This window comes from Dehalococcoidia bacterium (assembly GCA_035310145.1).
In the GTDB taxonomy this organism is placed as follows: Bacteria; Chloroflexota; Dehalococcoidia; order CAUJGQ01; family CAUJGQ01; genus CALFMN01.
Window position 1 is genome coordinate 48,979 of the sequence record DATGEL010000078.1, and the last position, 17,372, is coordinate 66,350.

Annotated in this window: 14 protein-coding genes; 6 read left to right on the plus strand and 8 right to left on the minus strand. The window is 69.0% G+C overall.

Features of this window, described 5'->3' with window-relative positions:
• Positions 1 to 36 precede the first annotated feature (36 nt).
• The 6 genes from VKV26_14770 to VKV26_14795 all read left to right on the plus strand — a co-directional run bounded on the left by VKV26_14770 (position 37) and on the right by VKV26_14795 (position 4,683).
• Positions 37 to 570, plus strand: coding sequence for a nitroreductase family protein (locus VKV26_14770; protein HLZ71162.1), 534 nt, complete (start codon positions 37 to 39; stop codon positions 568 to 570).
• Positions 571 to 635: 65 nt separating this feature from the next.
• A complete protein-coding gene (locus VKV26_14775; GenBank protein HLZ71163.1) occupies positions 636 to 1,412 on the plus strand; it encodes a dienelactone hydrolase family protein in 777 nt (258 codons plus the stop codon).
• A gap of 94 nt (positions 1,413 to 1,506) precedes the next feature.
• Positions 1,507 to 1,776 (plus strand): DUF6295 family protein, encoded by a 270-nt coding sequence (locus VKV26_14780; GenBank protein ID HLZ71164.1) that lies wholly within the window; start codon positions 1,507 to 1,509, stop codon positions 1,774 to 1,776.
• 32 nt (positions 1,777 to 1,808) lie between these two features.
• Positions 1,809 to 2,807, plus strand: coding sequence for an MBL fold metallo-hydrolase (locus VKV26_14785; protein ID HLZ71165.1), 999 nt, complete (start codon positions 1,809 to 1,811; stop codon positions 2,805 to 2,807).
• An 83-nt stretch (positions 2,808 to 2,890) separates the two neighbouring features.
• Positions 2,891 to 3,379, plus strand: a complete 489-nt coding sequence (locus tag VKV26_14790) for a MarR family transcriptional regulator (protein ID HLZ71166.1) — start codon at positions 2,891 to 2,893, stop codon at positions 3,377 to 3,379.
• On the plus strand, positions 3,376 to 4,683 hold the full coding sequence (locus VKV26_14795) for an MFS transporter (GenBank protein HLZ71167.1): 1,308 nt from the start codon (positions 3,376 to 3,378) through the stop codon (positions 4,681 to 4,683). Before VKV26_14790 ends, VKV26_14795 begins: the two co-directional genes overlap by 4 nt.
• Positions 4,684 to 4,704: 21 nt before the next feature.
• On the opposite strand, the gene VKV26_14800 is transcribed toward VKV26_14795, so the two are convergent.
• The 8 genes from VKV26_14800 to ftsY all read right to left on the minus strand — a co-directional run bounded on the left by VKV26_14800 (position 4,705) and on the right by ftsY (position 17,369).
• Entirely contained in the window at positions 4,705 to 4,986 is a 282-nt protein-coding gene (locus tag VKV26_14800; protein HLZ71168.1) for a hypothetical protein, read from the minus strand.
• Positions 4,987 to 5,047: 61 nt separating this feature from the next.
• The gene (locus VKV26_14805; GenBank protein HLZ71169.1) at positions 5,048 to 6,169 is read right to left on the minus strand and encodes an LLM class flavin-dependent oxidoreductase; all 1,122 of its coding nucleotides are present in this window, start codon (positions 6,167 to 6,169) and stop codon (positions 5,048 to 5,050) included.
• 94 nt (positions 6,170 to 6,263) lie between these two features.
• Complete coding sequence (locus VKV26_14810) at positions 6,264 to 7,031, minus strand: type III pantothenate kinase (GenBank protein HLZ71170.1); 768 nt, start codon at positions 7,029 to 7,031, stop codon at positions 6,264 to 6,266.
• A 55-nt stretch (positions 7,032 to 7,086) separates the two neighbouring features.
• The gene (locus tag VKV26_14815) at positions 7,087 to 8,130 is read right to left on the minus strand and encodes a lysylphosphatidylglycerol synthase transmembrane domain-containing protein (protein ID HLZ71171.1); all 1,044 of its coding nucleotides are present in this window, start codon (positions 8,128 to 8,130) and stop codon (positions 7,087 to 7,089) included.
• A gap of 92 nt (positions 8,131 to 8,222) precedes the next feature.
• Positions 8,223 to 11,678 carry a flippase activity-associated protein Agl23 gene (locus VKV26_14820; GenBank protein HLZ71172.1) on the minus strand — a complete coding sequence of 1,152 codons (3,456 nt, stop codon included), beginning with the start codon at positions 11,676 to 11,678 and terminating at the stop codon, positions 8,223 to 8,225.
• A 97-nt stretch (positions 11,679 to 11,775) separates the two neighbouring features.
• The gene (locus VKV26_14825) at positions 11,776 to 13,425 is read right to left on the minus strand and encodes a glycosyltransferase family 39 protein (protein HLZ71173.1); all 1,650 of its coding nucleotides are present in this window, start codon (positions 13,423 to 13,425) and stop codon (positions 11,776 to 11,778) included.
• Between the two features lie 242 nt (positions 13,426 to 13,667).
• The gene (locus VKV26_14830) at positions 13,668 to 16,097 is read right to left on the minus strand and encodes a DUF2298 domain-containing protein (GenBank protein ID HLZ71174.1); all 2,430 of its coding nucleotides are present in this window, start codon (positions 16,095 to 16,097) and stop codon (positions 13,668 to 13,670) included.
• Positions 16,098 to 16,223: 126 nt separating this feature from the next.
• Entirely contained in the window at positions 16,224 to 17,369 is a 1,146-nt protein-coding gene (ftsY, locus tag VKV26_14835; protein HLZ71175.1) for a signal recognition particle-docking protein FtsY, read from the minus strand.
• Positions 17,370 to 17,372: the final 3 nt, after the last annotated feature.

Consider the following 17,372-nt stretch of genomic DNA (forward strand, 5'->3'; position numbering starts at 1 on the left):
TGCCGGCCAGAAGGCTGAGAAACTCGGAGGAGCCAGATGACGACCGGCGAGCGCACCGCCGTCTTCGACACGATCCGCGGGAAGCGCGACACCCGCGCCTACGCCGGTCGGCCGATCCCCGAGGAGACCTTGCACCGGATCTTGCAGGCGGGGCGCATGGCGGGCAGCGCCAAGCACGCGGAGCCGTGCCGCTTCGTTCTCCTGCGCGACCGTGCGCGGCGCGAGGAAGTCGGCGCCTGCGGCAACTTCACAGCGCAACTTCCCGCGGCGGCGATCGCCGTGGCGATTGTGACCCTGCCGCCGAGCGGGCAGTGGGATGCCGAGCGCGCGATGTCGTTCGACGCCGGCCGTGCGGCGCAGAACATGATGCTGGCCGCCTGGGCGGAAGGGATCAGCTCTTGCCCGGTGACGATGCACCACCACGACGACGCGGCGCGCGTGCTGGGCCTGCCCGAAGGCCACCGCTGCACCTGGGTGCTGGCCTTCGGCTATCCGGCCGACGATGCCCCGCCGCGTGAGCAGCGGCAAAAGCTGTCTTTGTCCGAGTATATTCACGAAGGCCGCTGGTAGGTCTGCGCAGGGAGTGGCGCCGGTCGCCGGCACGAGCAGCGCAGTTCAGGAAGGGAAAGAACGCGATGTCGTACGAGGGCATGATCGCCGAAACGGTCACGATCCAGGGCCACAACGGTGACACGATCGAGGCCTATTACGCCCGGCCGCTGGGCGCCGGCCCGTTTCCGGGCGTCGTGCTGATTCACCACGCCCCTGGCTGGGACGAGTGGTGCAAAGAGGCGACGCGCAAGCTGGCCTACCACGGCTACGCGGCCATCGACCCGAACCTCTACCACCGCGCCGGCCCGGGCAGCCCCGACGATGTGGCGGCCAGGGTCCGCGCCGGCGGCGGCGTGCCCGACGACCAGGTGATGAGCGACGTGGCCGGCGCAATGGCCTTCCTGCGCGCCCAGCCCTACGCCAACGGCAAAGTCGGCATGATCGGCTTCTGCTCCGGCGGCCGCCACACCTACCTCGCCGCCTGCCGCCTGCCGGGCGTCGATGCCGCCGTCGATTGCTGGGGCGGCAACGTCGTGGTCGACGATCCGAACGCCTTGAACGCCATGCGCCCGGTCGCGCCGATCGACCTGACCGAGAAGATGACCGCGCCGCTGCTGGGCATCTTCGGCAACGACGACGCCAACCCGACGCCGGACCAGGTGAACCGCACGGAGACGGTGCTCAAGCAGCTCGGCAAGAACTACGAGTTCCACCGCTACGACGGCGCCGGCCACGGCTTCTTCGCCGTTGATCGGGCGGGTTACCGCTCCGAGCAGGCGACCGACGCCTGGCGCAAGGTCTTCGCCTTCTACGAGCGCCATCTGAGCGCACCGGCGCCCGTTGCTGCCGGCGTGCGCTAGATTTTGTTCGACCTGGGGCCGCGGCGGGGCGCGTGGCGGGATAGATCGTCCAGCCGCCGCCCGGAGCAACCAAGCATTGTATTGTGAGGGAGCAATGTGCACGTACATCACCGAGAAGACGAAGGTGGTCGGCAGCGCCAAAGGGCCGAAGGGCTGGATGCGCGTCGATGAGGCGAACGTCTACTTCGACCACCCCTTCCATGCGCCGCTGGACCATGCGCTGAACATCGACTTCGTGCCCGCCGCGGGCGCCCCGGGAGAGCGCGTAGCGGTGGAGCTCAGCGCCGAGTCGGCCCGCGGCCTCGTGAAGGCGATCCTCGCCGCGCTCGAGAGCGGCGTGGAGGCGCACGCGGCGGCGGACTGAACTCCCGAGTCTCCGCCCGGAAGGGGGGCAGGATGGCGCACCACTCGCGCGGCGACCTCGGCGGCAACCGCAACGCCTTCAGCCTGCCGGCCATGCTTGGCGGCCCGAGCGAAGCATCGTCGGATGTGCTCACGCTGCGCTGGCTCGGCACGGCAAACTTCGAGGTCAACGCCGGCGGACGCGTCTTCCTGCTCGACTGCCACTACGACCGCGGCCCGCGCATGCGTCCGATCGGCTTCGGCCCGCGAGACGTGGTGCGCGCCAGCGAGATCTTCATCGGCCACCCGCACTACGACCACATCTCCGACGCCGCGGCCGTCGCCCGGCGCACCGGCGCGAAGGTGATCGGGCACCCGATCGCCTCCGAGGTCGTAATCCGCGAGGGGTTGGACCCGCGGCAGACCGAAGGCTACCGCGGTCTGGGCGAGGGCGACGTGCTCGAGTTCGGCGAGTACCGGGTGCGCATCCTGCACGGGTTCCACCTGATGGCCCACGAAGATCTGCCCGACCCGCGGCCGAACGTGCAGGCGCTGGGCCAGGCGCGCCAGCAGTTTGAAGACGATCTCGGCCCGCTTTCGCCTAAGGAGCAGGCGCACCACGACGCCGTGCGCGCCCGCGGCAGCATGGACAAGGCCGTGCTCGAAGAGGCGACGATGTGCCTGATCTTCGAGTTCGGCGACTTCCGCCTGGTCTACCGTGACAGCGCCGGCCCAATCAGTGGTGAGGAGCAGAGCTTCTTTGAGAAGATCGGCGGCGTCGACGCGGCGATCGTTGGCTTCATCGGCCGGCCGCTGATGCGACGCCAGCTCGACGAGCGCACGCTGCCCCTGGTCGCGCTGTACCGGCCGAAGGTTCTGCTCGCGGCGCATCACGACGACCTCTACCCGATGTGGCTGGACATGGCCACGGAGCCGCTGAAGATGGCCGTCTCCCATCTGCTGCCGGAGACGACGACGGTGGCGCCGGTTTACCTTGAGCCGGTGCGCATTCACATGCCCAGCGGCCGCGTGCTGGCGCCGGGAGAAGGGTAGCCGCCACGAGCAGATTGAATTGATCCGTGCCGGCGGACTGATCCGCATTGACGGACTGTCCTGTATCGCCGTACAATTGATCCATGAGCAACGCGCGTTCTGAGATCGAGTTACGCTTCCGCCAGGCCTACTGGCAGGCCGTGCGCGACCTGGACGTCGTGCGGCTGCGGCAGTGGGAGCAGTGGCACGTCACCCTGCCGCAACTGCGCGTGCTCTACCAGGTGCGGCGCACGCCCGGCATCACCACCGGCGAGCTGGCCCGCGCCATTGGCGTCACCGTTTCCACGACCAGCGGCCTCGTTGGCAAGCTGGCCGATCGCGGCCTGATCGAGCGCGGCTCGGCGCCCGGCGATCGCCGCCAGATCCCCTTGCGGCTGACGACGGAGGGCGAAGCGCTCGTCGGCGAGCTGCGCGGACCGGCCGTCGCCTTCCTGGATGAAGTTATGCAGCAGCTCGGCGGCGAGATCGCCGGGGTTACCGTAGCACTCGAACGCCTGGCCGGCGCCTCGGCCACCGCCCGTGCAGCGCTGCCGGCCGCGCCCGATGCCGAGCCGGCGGAGGCCCAACGATGAGCGTGGGCGGCGAACGGCCGCCGCTGCGCGCCACCTGGGCCTCAATGCGGGTGCGCAACTATCGCCTCTACTTCTTCGGCCAGCTCGTCTCGCAGGTCGGCACCTGGATGCAGTCCACGGCGCTGGCCTGGTTCGTGCTCAGCCGCACGCACTCGGCGCTGGCGCTCGGCGCCGTCTCGACCTTCCAGTTTCTGCCGGTTTTGCTCCTTTCGCTGTTCGGCGGCGTGGTCGCCGACCGCTTCGCGCGCCAGCGCCTGCTGATCGGCACCCAGTCGATCATGGCGGTCCAGGCCGTGGTGCTGGCCGTGCTCACCTCGGCGCACCTGATCAACATTCCATTGATTTACCTGCTTGCCGCCGTGCAGGGCGCCGCCAACGCGATGGATATGCCCGCACGCCAGGCCTTCGTCATGGAGATGGTCGGGCCGAAGGACGTGCCCAACGCCGTCGCGCTGAACTCCTCGCAGTTGCAGATGACGCGGCTTGTCGGGCCGGCGCTCGGCGGCATCACGGTGGCGACGTTGGGCACCGCGCTCTGCTTCTACCTCAACTCCGTAAGCTTCATCGCCGTGCTCGCCGGTCTGCTGATGATGGACCCCAGCCGCTTCTACAAGGTCGAGCGGCCAAAGCGCGCGGCGGTGCTGAAGCAGGTCGGCGAAGGCTTGCACTACGCGGTGACCACGCCCGACATCTGTCTCGCGGTGATCACTATGGCGGTGATCGGCACCTTTGGCTTCAACTTCCAGGTGTTCACGCCGCTGATCGCCCAGTTCGTGTTGCACACCAGCGCCGTGGGCTACGGCCTCTTGACCTCCTGCATGGCGGCCGGCTCGGTGGTCGCCGCACTGTGCATCGCCTGGCTGGGCCGGGCGACGCGGCGCGTGCTGCTGATCGGCGCCGCCTGCTTCAGCATCGTCCTCCTGGCCATCGGGCTGTCGGGCACCTGGCTGCTGCTGGCGCCGCTGTTTGTGCTGCTGGGCATGAGCAGCAGCGTGTTTACGGCGACGAACAGCGCGAGATTGCAACTGATCACGCCGGCGCCCCTGCGCGGCCGCGTGATGAGTATCCAGACGTTACTGTTTGCCGGCAGCACGCCAATCGGCAGCTTCATCATCGGCAGCATGGCGCAGAGCGCCGGCGTGCAGCCTGCGCTGGCGACAATGGGCGGGCTGTGCATCGCCGGCGTCGCCGCGGCGCTGCTCTACCTGCGCCACACGCACACCCGCCTGATTCCTCCCGGCGAAGAACTGATCGTCGGGGCCGCCGCGCCCCGCGAGCTCGTGCCCGCCGCCGCCACACGCTAGCGGCCTCGCGATTCCGGCCCTTTAACCGCGTGGGGGGATGTCGATTCCGCCTCCGGGATCGACCGCCGCGTGCTGCAGCCCGGTAACGATGCCCAGCAAGGTGAACGAGCCCAGCAGCAACGCGCTGCCCTCCGGGATGGGTATCGGTGTGATATAGCCGGAGACGTCGGCGCCGAGCGCGCGCTGCAGTTCCGCCTTACGCTCCTCGGAGACGCGAGCACGTCGCAGGTCCTCGCTCGACAGCAGGTAGTAATTTCCGGCGGAATCGGCGAGCACCAGGCCTTGCGCTTCTGGTTGAGCCATCACAGCCTCCTGCGGAAAGCGGGCGCCGTGCGTGCCGAGGCGCAGCGGGTCTCGTTGCGCCTTAGTCTGCCGCGCTGGCAGCCGCGCCAATCGCGACCTGGCGCGCCAGCGCCGGCAGCACCTCTTCGGTGAACAGCACGAAGGACTGGTGGCTGAGCGGCGCGCAGAGCAGATAGTCGAGTCCGATCTCCTCGCGCAGCCGCAGGATCTCGTCCACCATCCTCGCCGGGCTGCCGTGGATGATCACCTGGTTCACGTAGCGGTCGATCGGATCGACGTTCGCGTCGACGGGCGGCGCGCCGGCCGGGCGCAGGTGGTTGGCCCGGTTCTGGGCGCGGCGGTTCGGGTTCACGTAGGCCGACACGGTCCACTGAGCGCCGCGGCGGGCCGTTTCGCGCGCCTCGTCGTCGGTCGGCGCGACGGCAATCAGCCGCGCCATGGGGATGCGGCGGCCGGCGAACGTGTGCCCGCCCGTGCTGAGCGCGGCCTTGTAGTTGTTGAACTTCGCGGCGATATCCCCGTGCGGTGAGTGCGGGTCCATCAGGATCGAGTAGCCCTGCGACCCGGCCCAATTCAGCGCGTCGGGCGAAGACGCGGCCAGCCAGACTGGCGGGTGCGGCTTTTGCAGCGGCTTCGGCAGCACCTCGATGTTCTCGACCGTGGTGAACTGCCCGGAGTAGCTGATCCGCTCCTCGCTCCAGGCGCGCACCACGATCTCCACGTTCTCGCGGAAGTGCGCGTAGCTGCTGTCGAGATCGAGACCGAAGACGCCGAATTCGGTGGGGTCGTTGCCGCGGCCGGCGCCCCAGTTCACCCGGCCACCGGAAAGCACGTCGAGGAGCGCTACCTCCTCGGCCAGGCGCAGCGGGTGGTACATCGGCGCCAGCGAGACGGCGGTGCCGATGCGCAGCTTCGCCGTGCGCGCCGCCACGAGCATGCCCATGAGATGCACCGAGGGGCAGACGGAATAGGTGTTGAAGTGGTGTTCCGCCAGCCAGACGGCTTCGTAGCCGCCGGAGTGCTCCATCATATCGATGCGGTCGAGGGCACGGGCGTAGACGGTTTGCAGCGGCACGGCGCGGTTCGGCCAGGAGAAGAATTGCAGTACGCCGAACTGCATGGGCGGCCGCTTGCCCTCGCTCGCCGGACCGGACACGCCGTTCGCTGGATCGATTGCTGCCACCAGATCGTCCTCCTGTCCCGTGGCAACGCCGGATCTCGCGTCACCCGGGCATGGTTTGTCGCCGCAGTCTGGCGGCTGTGTGGTCCGGGCCCAGTCAGGCCCGGTTGAGTTCGTGGACCAGGCGCAGTCCAAGCAGCGTCAGGTTGATGTTAACCGCGTCAAATACGTCGGTCTCGCGTGCGATCGTGGCGGCGTAGCCCCCCGTGCCGATCACACGGGCGCCGCCGCCCAGCTCACGCTGAAAGCGTTCGACGATCCCCTCAACCAGCCCGACGTAGCCGAACATGATGCCGGACTGCAACGAATGCACGTTGTTTTTGCCGATAGCGAGCTTGGGCTTCTCCAGCTCGACGTGGTGCAGCTTCGAGGCCCGCTGGAACAGCGCCTCGGCGGCGATGCCGATGCCGGGCGCGATCGCCCCGCCCATGTAGTCGCCGTCGCGCGAGATCGCATCGAAGACCGTGGCCGTGCCGCAGTCGACGATGATCAGCGGCGGCCCGTAGAGCTTGATCGCGGCGACGGCGTCGAGCACGCGGTCGGCGCCGACGTCGCGCGGGTTGTCGTAGAGGATGCGCAGCCCTGTGCGCACGCCACTGCCCACCACGAGCGGCGTGCAGCCGAAGTAGCGCCGCGTCAGCTCGCAGAAGGTCGGCGTCAGTTCCGGCACGGTGCTGCTTAGCACGCACTCGCGCACATCGGCCGGATTGATGCCGCAGGTGCGCAGCAGGCTGAGCAGCAGGATCGCATACTCGTCCGGCAGCCGCTCGCGATCGGTGCCCAGGCGCCAGCTTGCGCGCAGCTCCTCGCCAATGAAGACGCCGACGTGGACGCTGGTGTTGCCGATATCGATTGCGAGCAGCATGGCTACAGGGTACAGGTTTCGAGGAAGACGGAACAGGGAACCGAATCGGTGAGATTCAGCGTTCTGCGACGGCGCGCGATCGGGGCGGGTCGGGCGCGTCGCCTTCTTCGACGTCTTCCGTAGCAGCGGTCTGCGCCGGTGCTTCTCCGAGCCTCAGGTGGTAGATCGGCAGGAAGAGCAGCCCCAGCACCGTGACAGGCACGATGATCATCGCGTGTGCGACAAGCGCATACGCGGTCGCTACGCCCTCGCCGGCGCCTGCGATCACGATCACCTGGCGAGCGAAGAACTCAAACGGGCCGATGCCGCCCTGCGTCGAGGGCGCGGTCAGCGCCAGGTTGCCAGCCGCCATCGCCATCATGAACCAGCCCAGATTCAGGTGCAGGCCGAACGACTGTCCCACCATCCAGAAGACGCCGGACTCCATGCCCCAGGCCAGCGGTGAGGTCACGACGGTGACGATCAGCGCCGCCGGATTGCGCAGCGCCACCATGCCGCTGAGCAGCGAGGTGGAAAGCTCCCGCCCCAGCGGCTGCAGCGGGTGCGGCAGCAGCGCCACGACCCGATGCGCCAGCGCCTCCGCGCGCTGCGGCCAGCGCAGGATCAGGCCGAAGATCGCCAGCGCGACGAGAAAGACCGCGACGGAGACGGCGGCCAGCCCGCGCAGCGTGCCGTTCGAGCCGAGCAGCGCCACCGTGACCAGAAAGAAGAGGAGCAAGGTTAGCCCGTCGAAAAGGCGCTCGACGATCACCGTGCCCAGCGCCGAAACCTTCTTCAGCCCGTAACGCTCGCCCAGCACATAAACGCGCATCAACTCGCCGGCACGCGCGGGCAGCAGGTTGTTGGCCATGAAGGCGATGCAAAGTACGGGGAAGAGCTGGTTCGCCGAGAGTTCCGCAAGGTCACGCACGAGGAAGCGGTAGCGAAACGACCGCACCCAGATCGAGGCGAGGTACAGCGCCAGCGCCGGCAGGAACCACCAGTAATTCGCTCCCTTGAGGGCGCGCACGATATCGCCGGTGGGCGTGCGCCAGAACAGCAGGCCGATGAACGCCGCGCTGATCGCCAGCCCCAGCCAGAAACGGACGCTACGGAGCACGCGGCCCTCTCCGTGGTAGGCTTACGCGGATCAGTGTAGCCTGCCCGCCGCGTCTCATGCCCGAACCGGCCCCGACCCGCGGCGCACGCCGGTCAGTGCCCCGCAAGCGCGGCCGCCGGCAAGCGAATCACCTGGTTCAGCAGGCCGTCGGTCACGGCGACGTTCCCGGCCGCATCCGCGGCCACACCGATCGGCTCGCGCAGCGGCGAGGCCGCATTGGGCAACTGGCGATCGGAGAAGAGTATCTTGCCGTTGCGGTCGAAGCGTACGACGGCCACGGCATTCGGATGCGCCACGGGGTCGGCGCCGGGGAAGGTCGCCAGGATGGTGCCGTCCGGCAGCGCCGCGAGGAAGGGTTTGTTCGTCTGCGTCTGATCGGCGGCGGATGCCACCCAGCCCCACTGGTCGCCCTGGATCAGGTTCTGGACCTTGAACTCCTGATTCAGCACGACGATACGGTTGTTCCAGGTGTCGGCCACAAAGATCGTGCCGTCGGTGGCCACGGCGATGCCCACCGGCTCGTTGAACTGGCCCGGCGTGCTGCCTTTCGAACCGAAGGCGCCCAGCGGATTCCCGTTGGCGTCGTAATGCACGATGCGCCCGTCGCCGGTGTCGGCCACCCAGAGCGTGCCGTCCGGCGCCACGGCGATGCCGCGCGGGCCGTAGAGGTCAAGCGGCGACCGAGGCACGCCGCCGACCGCGAGCTGTCCCCACGCCTTGACGAACTGCAGGTTGGCATCGAGCTTGACGATGCGGTGATTCCAGGTGTCGGAGACGTAGACGTTCCCCACGGCATCCGAAGCGACGCCCCACGGTTCGTGGAAGGTAACGCCTCCCGCCTGCGTGGCCGTGGCCACCACGCTGCCCTGCGCATCGAACTTCTGGATGCGGTTGTTGAGCGAGTCGGCCACGATCAGATCGCCGGACTGGTCGAGGCTGACGTCCGTCGGCCTGTTGAACTGGCCCGGCTGCGTGCCGAAGACGCCGATCGTCAGGGTCGAGCCGTTGCTGTGCGCCGTGCCGCCGGCGCCGTTCGCCGCGCCGCTCAGCCCCTTGCCAGGCGTCCAGTCGGCCGGGAAGTAGACGTACGAATCGACCGAACCGAGATACTCGATGCCCTGGGCGGTGCTGCCGGAGACGATCGCCGGCTGGCCGCTCCGATCGGGCGTCGGGCGCGGGCTGATATCCGACGAGGTGACGCCGTAGCCGTCGCGGTTGGTGATGTACCCCCACCAGCGCTTGAGCTCGGAGCCGTTCCGCAGCCGCGTCAAGATCGATCGCGTGCTGGTGCCGGTCTTGTAGCCTTCCGGGAACCACCAGCGGTGGTGCAGGCGCTGGCCGGCGTCGTACTGGCCGGCGAACGGGGTCACCACCGCCACGTCCTGTGCGTTCACGATCAGGACTTTGCCCGGGTTGAGCGCCGCCGCGGCCGAGGGGTTGCTGGTGTAGACCGACAGATCCGGGAAGCCGGTGAGCGGGTAGTTGCGCAGGTACCAGGCCCAGGGCCAGGTGAAGGCGTCGTTGGAGTCCACCGTGATCGTAAGCTGGTTGCCCAAGCCGGACTCGCGCGCGAGCCGGTCGATCTTCTTCGCCACTTTGGGGATATCGGGCGACGACTGCGTGTAGATCAGCATCTCGTCCGGCGTGTCCGGGTGGATCCAGTTAAGCCGGTAGTCGGCGCGCACGGTCAGCGCGCCGAAGAGGCCGATGAAGCCGGCCAGCGCCACTGCCCCGGCCGCCCAGGCGGGCGCCTGCCCCTTGCGCAGCCAGCCGGCGCGACGCAGCAAGCGCGTGAGTGCGACCCCGGCCATGATCAGCACCGCCAGCGCGCCGAGCGCGGCGAGTACGCGCAGGCCGTCACTCGCCGCGTTCCAGGCGAGCAGGTAGGCCAGCCCGGCGCTGGCGACGAGTGCGATCGCGATCACGGCCGCAGCGTACCGGCGCGGGCGCGGCGCCAGGTCGAGGAAGGCGCCCCAGACGTCGTTGACGGCCAGCGCCGCAAGCACCGTCAGGGGCAACGCCAGGTGCACCGTCAGCCAGGGCATCTTCTCGCCGGAGACGGAGAGGCCGAAGAAGAGGGCGCCGAAGTAGAACAGCAGAAACTGCCGCAGCGGATCGCCGCGCATTGCGATCGTGGCGCAGGCGATTGCGCAGGCGACCAGCGTTCCCGCGACGAGGTGGCCGATGCCGCCGTCTACCATCGCGATCACGGGGATCAACGCGGCCGCGACCAGAAGGAAGAGGGTGTTGTCGATTCCGCGCCGGATCGCGTGGATCAGCAGCCCCGCGGCCGCGAGCCCGAGCGTCAGGTATTCGTACACGCTGAGCGTGAGGCCGTAGTAAAAGACGGGCTGCGTGCCGCGCTGCACGCCCTGCTGATCCAGCCAGTAGGAGAGCGCGCCCCAGATGCCGCTGGTCCAGCCGTCGCGGTTGGTGATGAACGTCGTGAACAGCAGGAAGTACGGAATGTAGAAGATCGCCGCCGCGACGAACCAGCGGCGCGGATCCCACCACCAGCCGACGATCAGCGTCAGCGCCAGCAGCCCCAGCACGGTGACCGCGCCGACGGCCTCGGTACGCGTGAACAGATAGCCGAGAATGCCCACGGTCCCCGGCTGGGTAATGTCGTAGTGCACCAGCGGCAGCTTCTGCAGGATGACGCGGATCGCCGCCGAGTACTGCGGCGCCGCCAGCAGGCCGAGCACCAGCAGCATAGGCGCGTCTGCCGGGAATTCCCGCAAACCGTTGCGCTCGCGCCACTCGTCGATCAGCGGCCAAACGCAGACGAACAGCCAGGCGACCGGCAGCACGGCGATGAAGATGCCGATCCGCGCCAGATTGGTGTCGCGTTCGCCATCCTCGCCCGCCGGCGCGAGCTGCCGCGCGAGATCCGCCCCCACGCAGCCGTTCAGGTAGAGCAGCACGATCGCCGCGATGATGAACGCGGTCTCTTTGGAAACGAACTCCAGCATCAGCGTGGCGGCCGCGAGATAGAGCCAGCGCTCCCGCTGCGACGCACGGAATCGCATCAGGCAAACGACCAGCATCAGCGTGAAGAAGGCGACCCAGGACTCGTTGCGAACAAAGCGGCTGTAGTAGAGCACCGAGGGCGAAAAGGCGATGAAGACCGCGCCCGTCAGCGCCCCCACACGGCCCAGCCAGGGCCGCAGCAGCAACGGCACGAGCACCAGCGCCGTGCCGAACAGCGCCGGGGCGAAGCGCGACGTGGCATCAGAAGCCCCGAACAGCAGGTACACCAGGGCGGTCATATGGAAGAGCAAGGGTCCGTGCATCAGCGGGTCGTGCGTGTAACCCTTGCCCGTCGCGAAGTACCAGCTATAGGTCGCATGCAGGCTCTCGTCATGATGCAGGGCACGGGCGCCCAGGTCCGTGAAGCGCAGGACGGCGGCCAGCAGGACCAGCCCGATATACAGCCACGCCTCAAGGCTGAGATGCAGCTCGGCGGCCAGCAGGCGGTCCAGCCCGCGCTGCCAGAAGGCGGCGCCCTCCTCACCGCCGAAGCCACGCTCACCCGCGATCGTGCTCATCCACGCCTCCGCCGGCCCGCCGCACCAGGATCACCGGTTCACGTGAGCCCGCTCACCGCCCATTCGCCTCCGCGCCCCAGACGGATCACTCGCCGGCTCACCTGGCGACGACGAGTTGTACTCTGACCGCGGCTGCCGACGGCCACGCCTTGCGAAACACCCACCACCGTACCACGCCGTGCGCGCTCAACGAATTCGGCGCCCAGCGCAACGACACGACCGTGGCGTTGCCCGCGGGCGAAAATCCGGAGGGCGGGGGCGAACCGGCGGCAATCAGTTGCGCCCCCCCGTGGCCGCCGCTGCGCACCGTGTCACGCAGGTACCATGCCAGCGGCAACAGCGCCTCGTCCGTGACCGTGGACACGCCGCCGCCGTTCTGCTGCAGCAGCCGCGCCAGCGCCACTCCCTCGTGCGTGGTGTGCTGAGCGACCAGGAACTCGTCGCCGCTGCCAAAGGCCACGGCCGCGGCGCCGTGCAGACTAAACACCAACCCCACGAGCGCCAGGGCCGCGCTGGCGAACACCGCGGTGCCGGCGCCAGCGTCGCGCCAGCGGTACAGCACGCCGGCGAAGCAGATGAAGGCCAGCATCAGCCCGAACCAGATCCGCTGCACGGGCCCAAATATGGCGACATTCAGGGTGAGTCCGGCCGAGATCAGGCAAAACGCCAGCGCCGCGATCAGCCCGCCCGCCAGCAAGAGGTCGATCAGCTCCGGCTGCCCCTCGACGAAGCTTCGCGTCACGATGTTGAGGGCCACGCCGCCCAGTAAGGCGAGCGGCAGCGTGGTAAGCAGCAAGGTCGACGGCTGGCGGGCGCCCATCAGCAAGTTGAGCGAGGCTCCGGCCGCCAGCCAGACAAGCGCCAGCCCGTTGACGGGCCGGCCGCGCCAGAGGCGCCCGCGTACCACCAGCCAGGCGCCGAGGGCGCCGACCAGCAGCAAGGGCAGCTCGTAGCCCAGCAGGACATCAAAGAGGTAGTGCCACGGCGGGCTCTGCGGCAACGGTTTGAAGGCCAGCGCGAACTCGGCCGTGGCGCCGGGTTGCAGACGTTGGAAGCCGAAGCCGAAGCGGGAGCAGGTGAGCAGCAGCGCCGCGGCACACAGGGGCGCCGCACTCGGCAGCCAGATGCGCCAGCGGCGCACGCGAGTCCAGGCGCTCAGCACCGCCGGATCGTGCGCCCAGGCGCCGCGGGCGATCAGCCAACCTGCCAGCGGCAGAACCAGGGCCAGGTACACCGCGTCCGTGCCCAGGCCGAAGACGGCCAGCGCGACGATGACCGCGACGCGGCGCGTGGTCGGCTGCACCACGCAGGCCAGCGCCAGCGCGGTGATCAGCACCGCGAGCGCGGCGCCAAGCGACTGACCGCCGCTGGACCGGGAAGCGGCCACGAAGACGGGCGACACCGTGGCCAGTGCCGCGGCCGCGAAGGTCGCGCCCCGGCCGAAGAAGGGGCGCAGCAGCCAGAACGAGGCGATCAACAGCACGCCGGCGATGGCCGGAACCACCCTCGCCGCAGCGTCGCCGGCGCCAAACAGCTTGAACAGCAGCGCCGTGACCGCGTCGGCGAGACCGCCGGGCCAGGCAGCGAAGCCGCCGGGCCGCAGTTGGGCGGCGCCGAGCGACTGCAGCGCTCGCGTCCCCTCGGCCTGCGTCAGCGGTACCTCGCCCAGCGAGAACAGCCGCAACGCCGCGGCCGCGGCCAGCAGCAACAGCCAGAGCGCCTGCTCAACGGTTACGGCCCGAGGCATGGTGAACGGCGTGCCATACCCCCTCGCCGCCCCGCCCGAACGTCGCGATCGTTGCCTTTGGTCCCATGGCTGGGCGACGGAGCCTTCGAGCGGCCGCGCCCGATCGGCCGCGTGAGACGTGCTCTGCCCGCTTATGACTGGGGCCGTCCCGATCTCTGCCGCCCGAAGGCTCGCGCCGGCGTCGTTGACCCGATCCACCCCGGCTCCTGTGCGCTTGATCGGCGGCTCGCGCTCTTGCTCGTTCATGGCGAGGTTGCGTACAGCGGCGGCGGCACGATGCGGTAGATCGTCACCGTGTGGCTCTGGTAGACGGCGTCGCCCATCTGCGCAAACTTGGCCAGCCCACCGCTGCCGTACACCATGCGCTCCGGGTTGCCGACCACCACGTAGCCCACGCCATACCGGGTCAACAAGTCAAACGCGCGGCGGATGTCCGACGTTTGGTAGATCTCGCCGACGTCGTTCCGCCGCTGCTCGAAATATGGCTGCTGGCTGCGCTGCTGCTGCTCGTGAAACTCCCAGTCGATCACGCTCGGCAGCCCGGTGCGTGAAGCGATGCGGCCCTCAAAGCTGTACGAATCGCCGTACGCCTCCAGCACCGTCGTCACGCCGGGCACATGACCGTTCAGCCAGGCGACGGCGCCGTACTCGTCCCCGTCCGTCTGCTTGAGGAAGGCCAGGCCGTCGAGGGTGCGCGGCTGCCCGGCATCGCCCTTGAAGGCGTTGGTGCGATTGAAGCTGGCGTAAGCAGGATACACCAGCGACCCGGCGAACACGGCCGCGGAAAGCCCCGCCGCGACCGGCAGGAGCCGCCGCGCCACCGGCAGCGCCGGCCGCCACTGCGCGAGCGTGTACAGCCCGCCGACCGCGCCGCTGACGCTGAGCAACGTCCAGGCGCAGTACCAGAGCTTGAATGTCGTATTCGCGCGCGTGAGGCTGCTGTCGCGGATGTAGAACAGCTCCGGCCCGTAGACCAGCAGCACGCCGACCGCGATAGCGCCCAGCAGGAAGATGCGGGCCGGCTGGCCGGCCTGCTCTCGCTCAGCCAGCGCCTCGTCGAGCAGTGCGGCCAGTGTTGCCGCAAGCAGCAGACCGGTGACGACCACCGTCAGCCAGCCCGGACCGCGGATCTCCAACTCCGCGCGCAGCCCGCCCGTCCCGTGCCGCGCCAGCACCGCGAGCGCCCAGGCCAGTGGCAGCAGGGCGACGGCGCTCAGCGTTTTCAGCCCGTTGCGGCGCAGGCCGCGCCAGCCGCGGTTCGCCAGGCAGTACCAGACGAACAGCGCCGAGGGCAGCATCAGCGGCGTCCAGAAGAGCAGGAAGTGCTGAAAGGGCAGGAACATGCCCTCGGCCGTGAGGCCGGCCACTTCGGTATGTCGGAAGAAGACCTCGGTGGGCTGAAGGTAGGGCGACTGCACGCTGCCGCTGGCGGAGAAGAAGTACGGTGCGTAGCCGAGCAGCCCCAGCGCGACCACGCCGCCCGCCTGCAGCGCGCCAACGGGCCATTCCACATCGCGACGCAGAAACCAGCGGGCGACGATCATCAGTACCGCGAGCGTGGCGAAGACAGGAAAATCCCAGGGATGCACGAAGATCAGCAGGCCGATGCTGAGCACGGCAAGCAGGTACAGCGAGAGGCCGCCCCGCCAGCGACCGGGCCGCGGCAGCTCGTCGGCCAGCAGCAGCGCCAGGCCGAAGGCGGCGGCCAGCACCTTGAACGGCAGCGCCAGCACGTGGGGATGCAGGTCGCCCAGCAGGAAGCTGAACGACGGGAACTCCAAAAAGTTCCAGTTCGAGCCGAGCCGCGTCGGCCGCCAGCTCGACCCGAAGAAGTTCTCGGGCCACCAGTGCGGGCTGCGCAGGCCGGCCACGTCGGCCGGACCCAGCCCCAGGATGTCGAGGTGCGAGTAGAAGCCGGCCGGCAGCCAGCCATGCGCGGCAGTGAACTCGAACACGCCGGCGAGGTTGCCGATCACCATCAGCAGCACGACCGCCAGCAGGCCCGCGCCGAGCGGCCAGCCCTCCTTCAGCGAGCTGCCGGGGCGCAGCATCGCCGCCGCGTTCGCTGCCAGGCCGAAGATGGCGAGCGACACCAGGGCCGCGGTGAGCGCCAAGCCGACATTGAAGGCGTAGCTGGCCGGCGTCGCCGTCAGCTTGGCGACGGCGCCGAGTCCCACGTAGCCGCCGTAGTAGTAGGCCATCGGCTTGCCCGCAAGCCAGGGGTCGGTGGGCGCGAAGTCGGCGGCGCGGGTGACGGCGTTGTAGTTGGCGAACTCGAACGGCTTCTCCGTGGCGGCGATCGCCGGTTGGTAGGAGCGCAGCAGCCCGACGAGCAACAGGGCGACGACGAAGATCGCCTCGCACCAGATCACATAGCCGCTGTGCGCGCGAAACCAGGCATGCAGCTGCTCGCGATCGCGCCCGTACAGCCAGAGGCCGGCGAGCGCCAGTCCGCCCAGCCCGAGCAGGACGGAACCCGTCGAAAACGGCAGCACACCTGCCGTGCCGCCCAGCCACAGGACGTAGATCAGCACGGCGAGGCCAAGCACGCGGGCGAGCGCGTAGCCGCGGTCGGGCAGGCGCCGGAACACGCGAAAGCTGAGCGGCAGCGCAACCAGGCCGATCAGCTCGGCTGCAAGCCACCACCGCGCCAGGTAGGCCAGAGAGGCCATCGAAAGCTACGCTCCGCCGGCGCCGGGGCGCAGAACCACGCAACTGTCTGCCGCCTCGGAGAGCTTGATGCGCTGACCGACCTTCCTGTCACCTGTCACCCGTCACCCGTCACCTTCATCGGCCGCCTACTCGGCAAAGAGGGCGTCCACAAAGCCCTCGGGATCGAACGGCGCCATGTCGTCGGCCTTCTCGCCGGTGCCGATAAAGCGCACCGGGATGCCGAGCTGATCGGCGATGGCGAAGACGATGCCGCCCTTCGCCGTGCCATCGAGTTTGGTCAAGAAGATCGCCGTCACGCCCACGGCCTCGGCGAAGGTCTTGGCCTGGGCGAGGCCGTTCTGCCCGGTCACGGCGTCGAGCACCAGCAGCACCTCGTGCGGCGCGGTCTCGTCGAGGCGCTGCACGACGCGGTTGATCTTCTTCAGCTCCTCCATCAGGTTGGACTTGGAGTGCAGTCGGCCGGCCGTGTCCACCAGCACCACGTCGGCACTGCGCTTCTTCGCCGCCGCCATCGCGTCGAAAACCACGGCGGAGGCGTCCTGTCCCTGTTGATGGGCGATCACCGGCGCGCCTACGCGCTCGCCCCAGAGCTTGAGCTGCTCGATCGCCGCCGCACGGAACGTGTCGCCGGCGGCGAGGATCACCCGCTCGCCGTCGCGGCGGAAGGCGCGCGCAAGCTTGGCGATGCTCGTCGTCTTCCCCACGCCGTTGACGCCGACGACGAGGATCACGGCCGGCTGGAAGGCGCGGCCGTCCACCACACCGTCGCCGTCCTGACCACCCCAGAGCTGTCCGCGGTCATCGACGTCGCTGAGCACGGCCACCAGCTCGTCCTTGAGCGCGTCGCGCGCCTCCTCGGGTTGCTTCATCCCCTCCTTGCGCACGCGCTCCTGCACGGCGGCGAGGATCTTCTCCGTCGTCTCGGCGCCGGTGTCGGCCAGGATCAAGATCTCTTCGAGCTCATCCCACAGCTCATCGTCGATCTGCGAGCGCTCGAAGACCCCGAACATGCGCCGGAAGAAGCTGCGCTTCGTTGGCCGCAGCGCTTCTTCCGTGCGCTCCTCGACCTCCTCGTCGAAGGCGGGTCCCTCCTCGGCCTCGGCCGGCGGTTCGTCCGCCTCCGGTTCGTCGCCGGCGGAGGCTGCGAGCGCCGCTTCGTCCGCGTCGCCTCGGGCTTCTGCCTGATCGGCAAGCGACTCGGCGCCGGGCTCGGCCTCTTCACCGTCTCGCGATTTGCGGCGGAACAGTTTGAACAGGACAGGCCTCCGCATGCG

Bases quoted from the DNA above. Each gene is read 5' to 3' on its own strand.
- VKV26_14770 (HLZ71162.1), top strand. From the start codon at position 37: ATGACGACCGGCGAGCGCACCGCCGTCTTCGACACGATCCGCGGGAAG.
- VKV26_14775 (HLZ71163.1), top strand. From the start codon at position 636: ATGTCGTACGAGGGCATGATCGCCGAAACGGTCACGATCCAGGGCCAC.
- VKV26_14780 (HLZ71164.1), top strand. From the start codon at position 1,507: ATGTGCACGTACATCACCGAGAAGACGAAGGTGGTCGGCAGCGCCAAA.
- VKV26_14785 (HLZ71165.1), top strand. From the start codon at position 1,809: ATGGCGCACCACTCGCGCGGCGACCTCGGCGGCAACCGCAACGCCTTC.
- VKV26_14790 (HLZ71166.1), top strand. From the start codon at position 2,891: ATGAGCAACGCGCGTTCTGAGATCGAGTTACGCTTCCGCCAGGCCTAC.
- VKV26_14795 (HLZ71167.1), top strand. From the start codon at position 3,376: ATGAGCGTGGGCGGCGAACGGCCGCCGCTGCGCGCCACCTGGGCCTCA.
- VKV26_14800 (HLZ71168.1), bottom strand. From the start codon at position 4,986: ATGGCTCAACCAGAAGCGCAAGGCCTGGTGCTCGCCGATTCCGCCGGA.
- VKV26_14810 (HLZ71170.1), bottom strand. From the start codon at position 7,031: ATGCTGCTCGCAATCGATATCGGCAACACCAGCGTCCACGTCGGCGTC.
- VKV26_14820 (HLZ71172.1), bottom strand. From the start codon at position 11,678: ATGAGCACGATCGCGGGTGAGCGTGGCTTCGGCGGTGAGGAGGGCGCC.
- VKV26_14825 (HLZ71173.1), bottom strand. From the start codon at position 13,425: ATGCCTCGGGCCGTAACCGTTGAGCAGGCGCTCTGGCTGTTGCTGCTG.
- VKV26_14830 (HLZ71174.1), bottom strand. From the start codon at position 16,097: ATGGCCTCTCTGGCCTACCTGGCGCGGTGGTGGCTTGCAGCCGAGCTG.
- ftsY (HLZ71175.1), bottom strand. From the start codon at position 17,369: ATGCGGAGGCCTGTCCTGTTCAAACTGTTCCGCCGCAAATCGCGAGAC.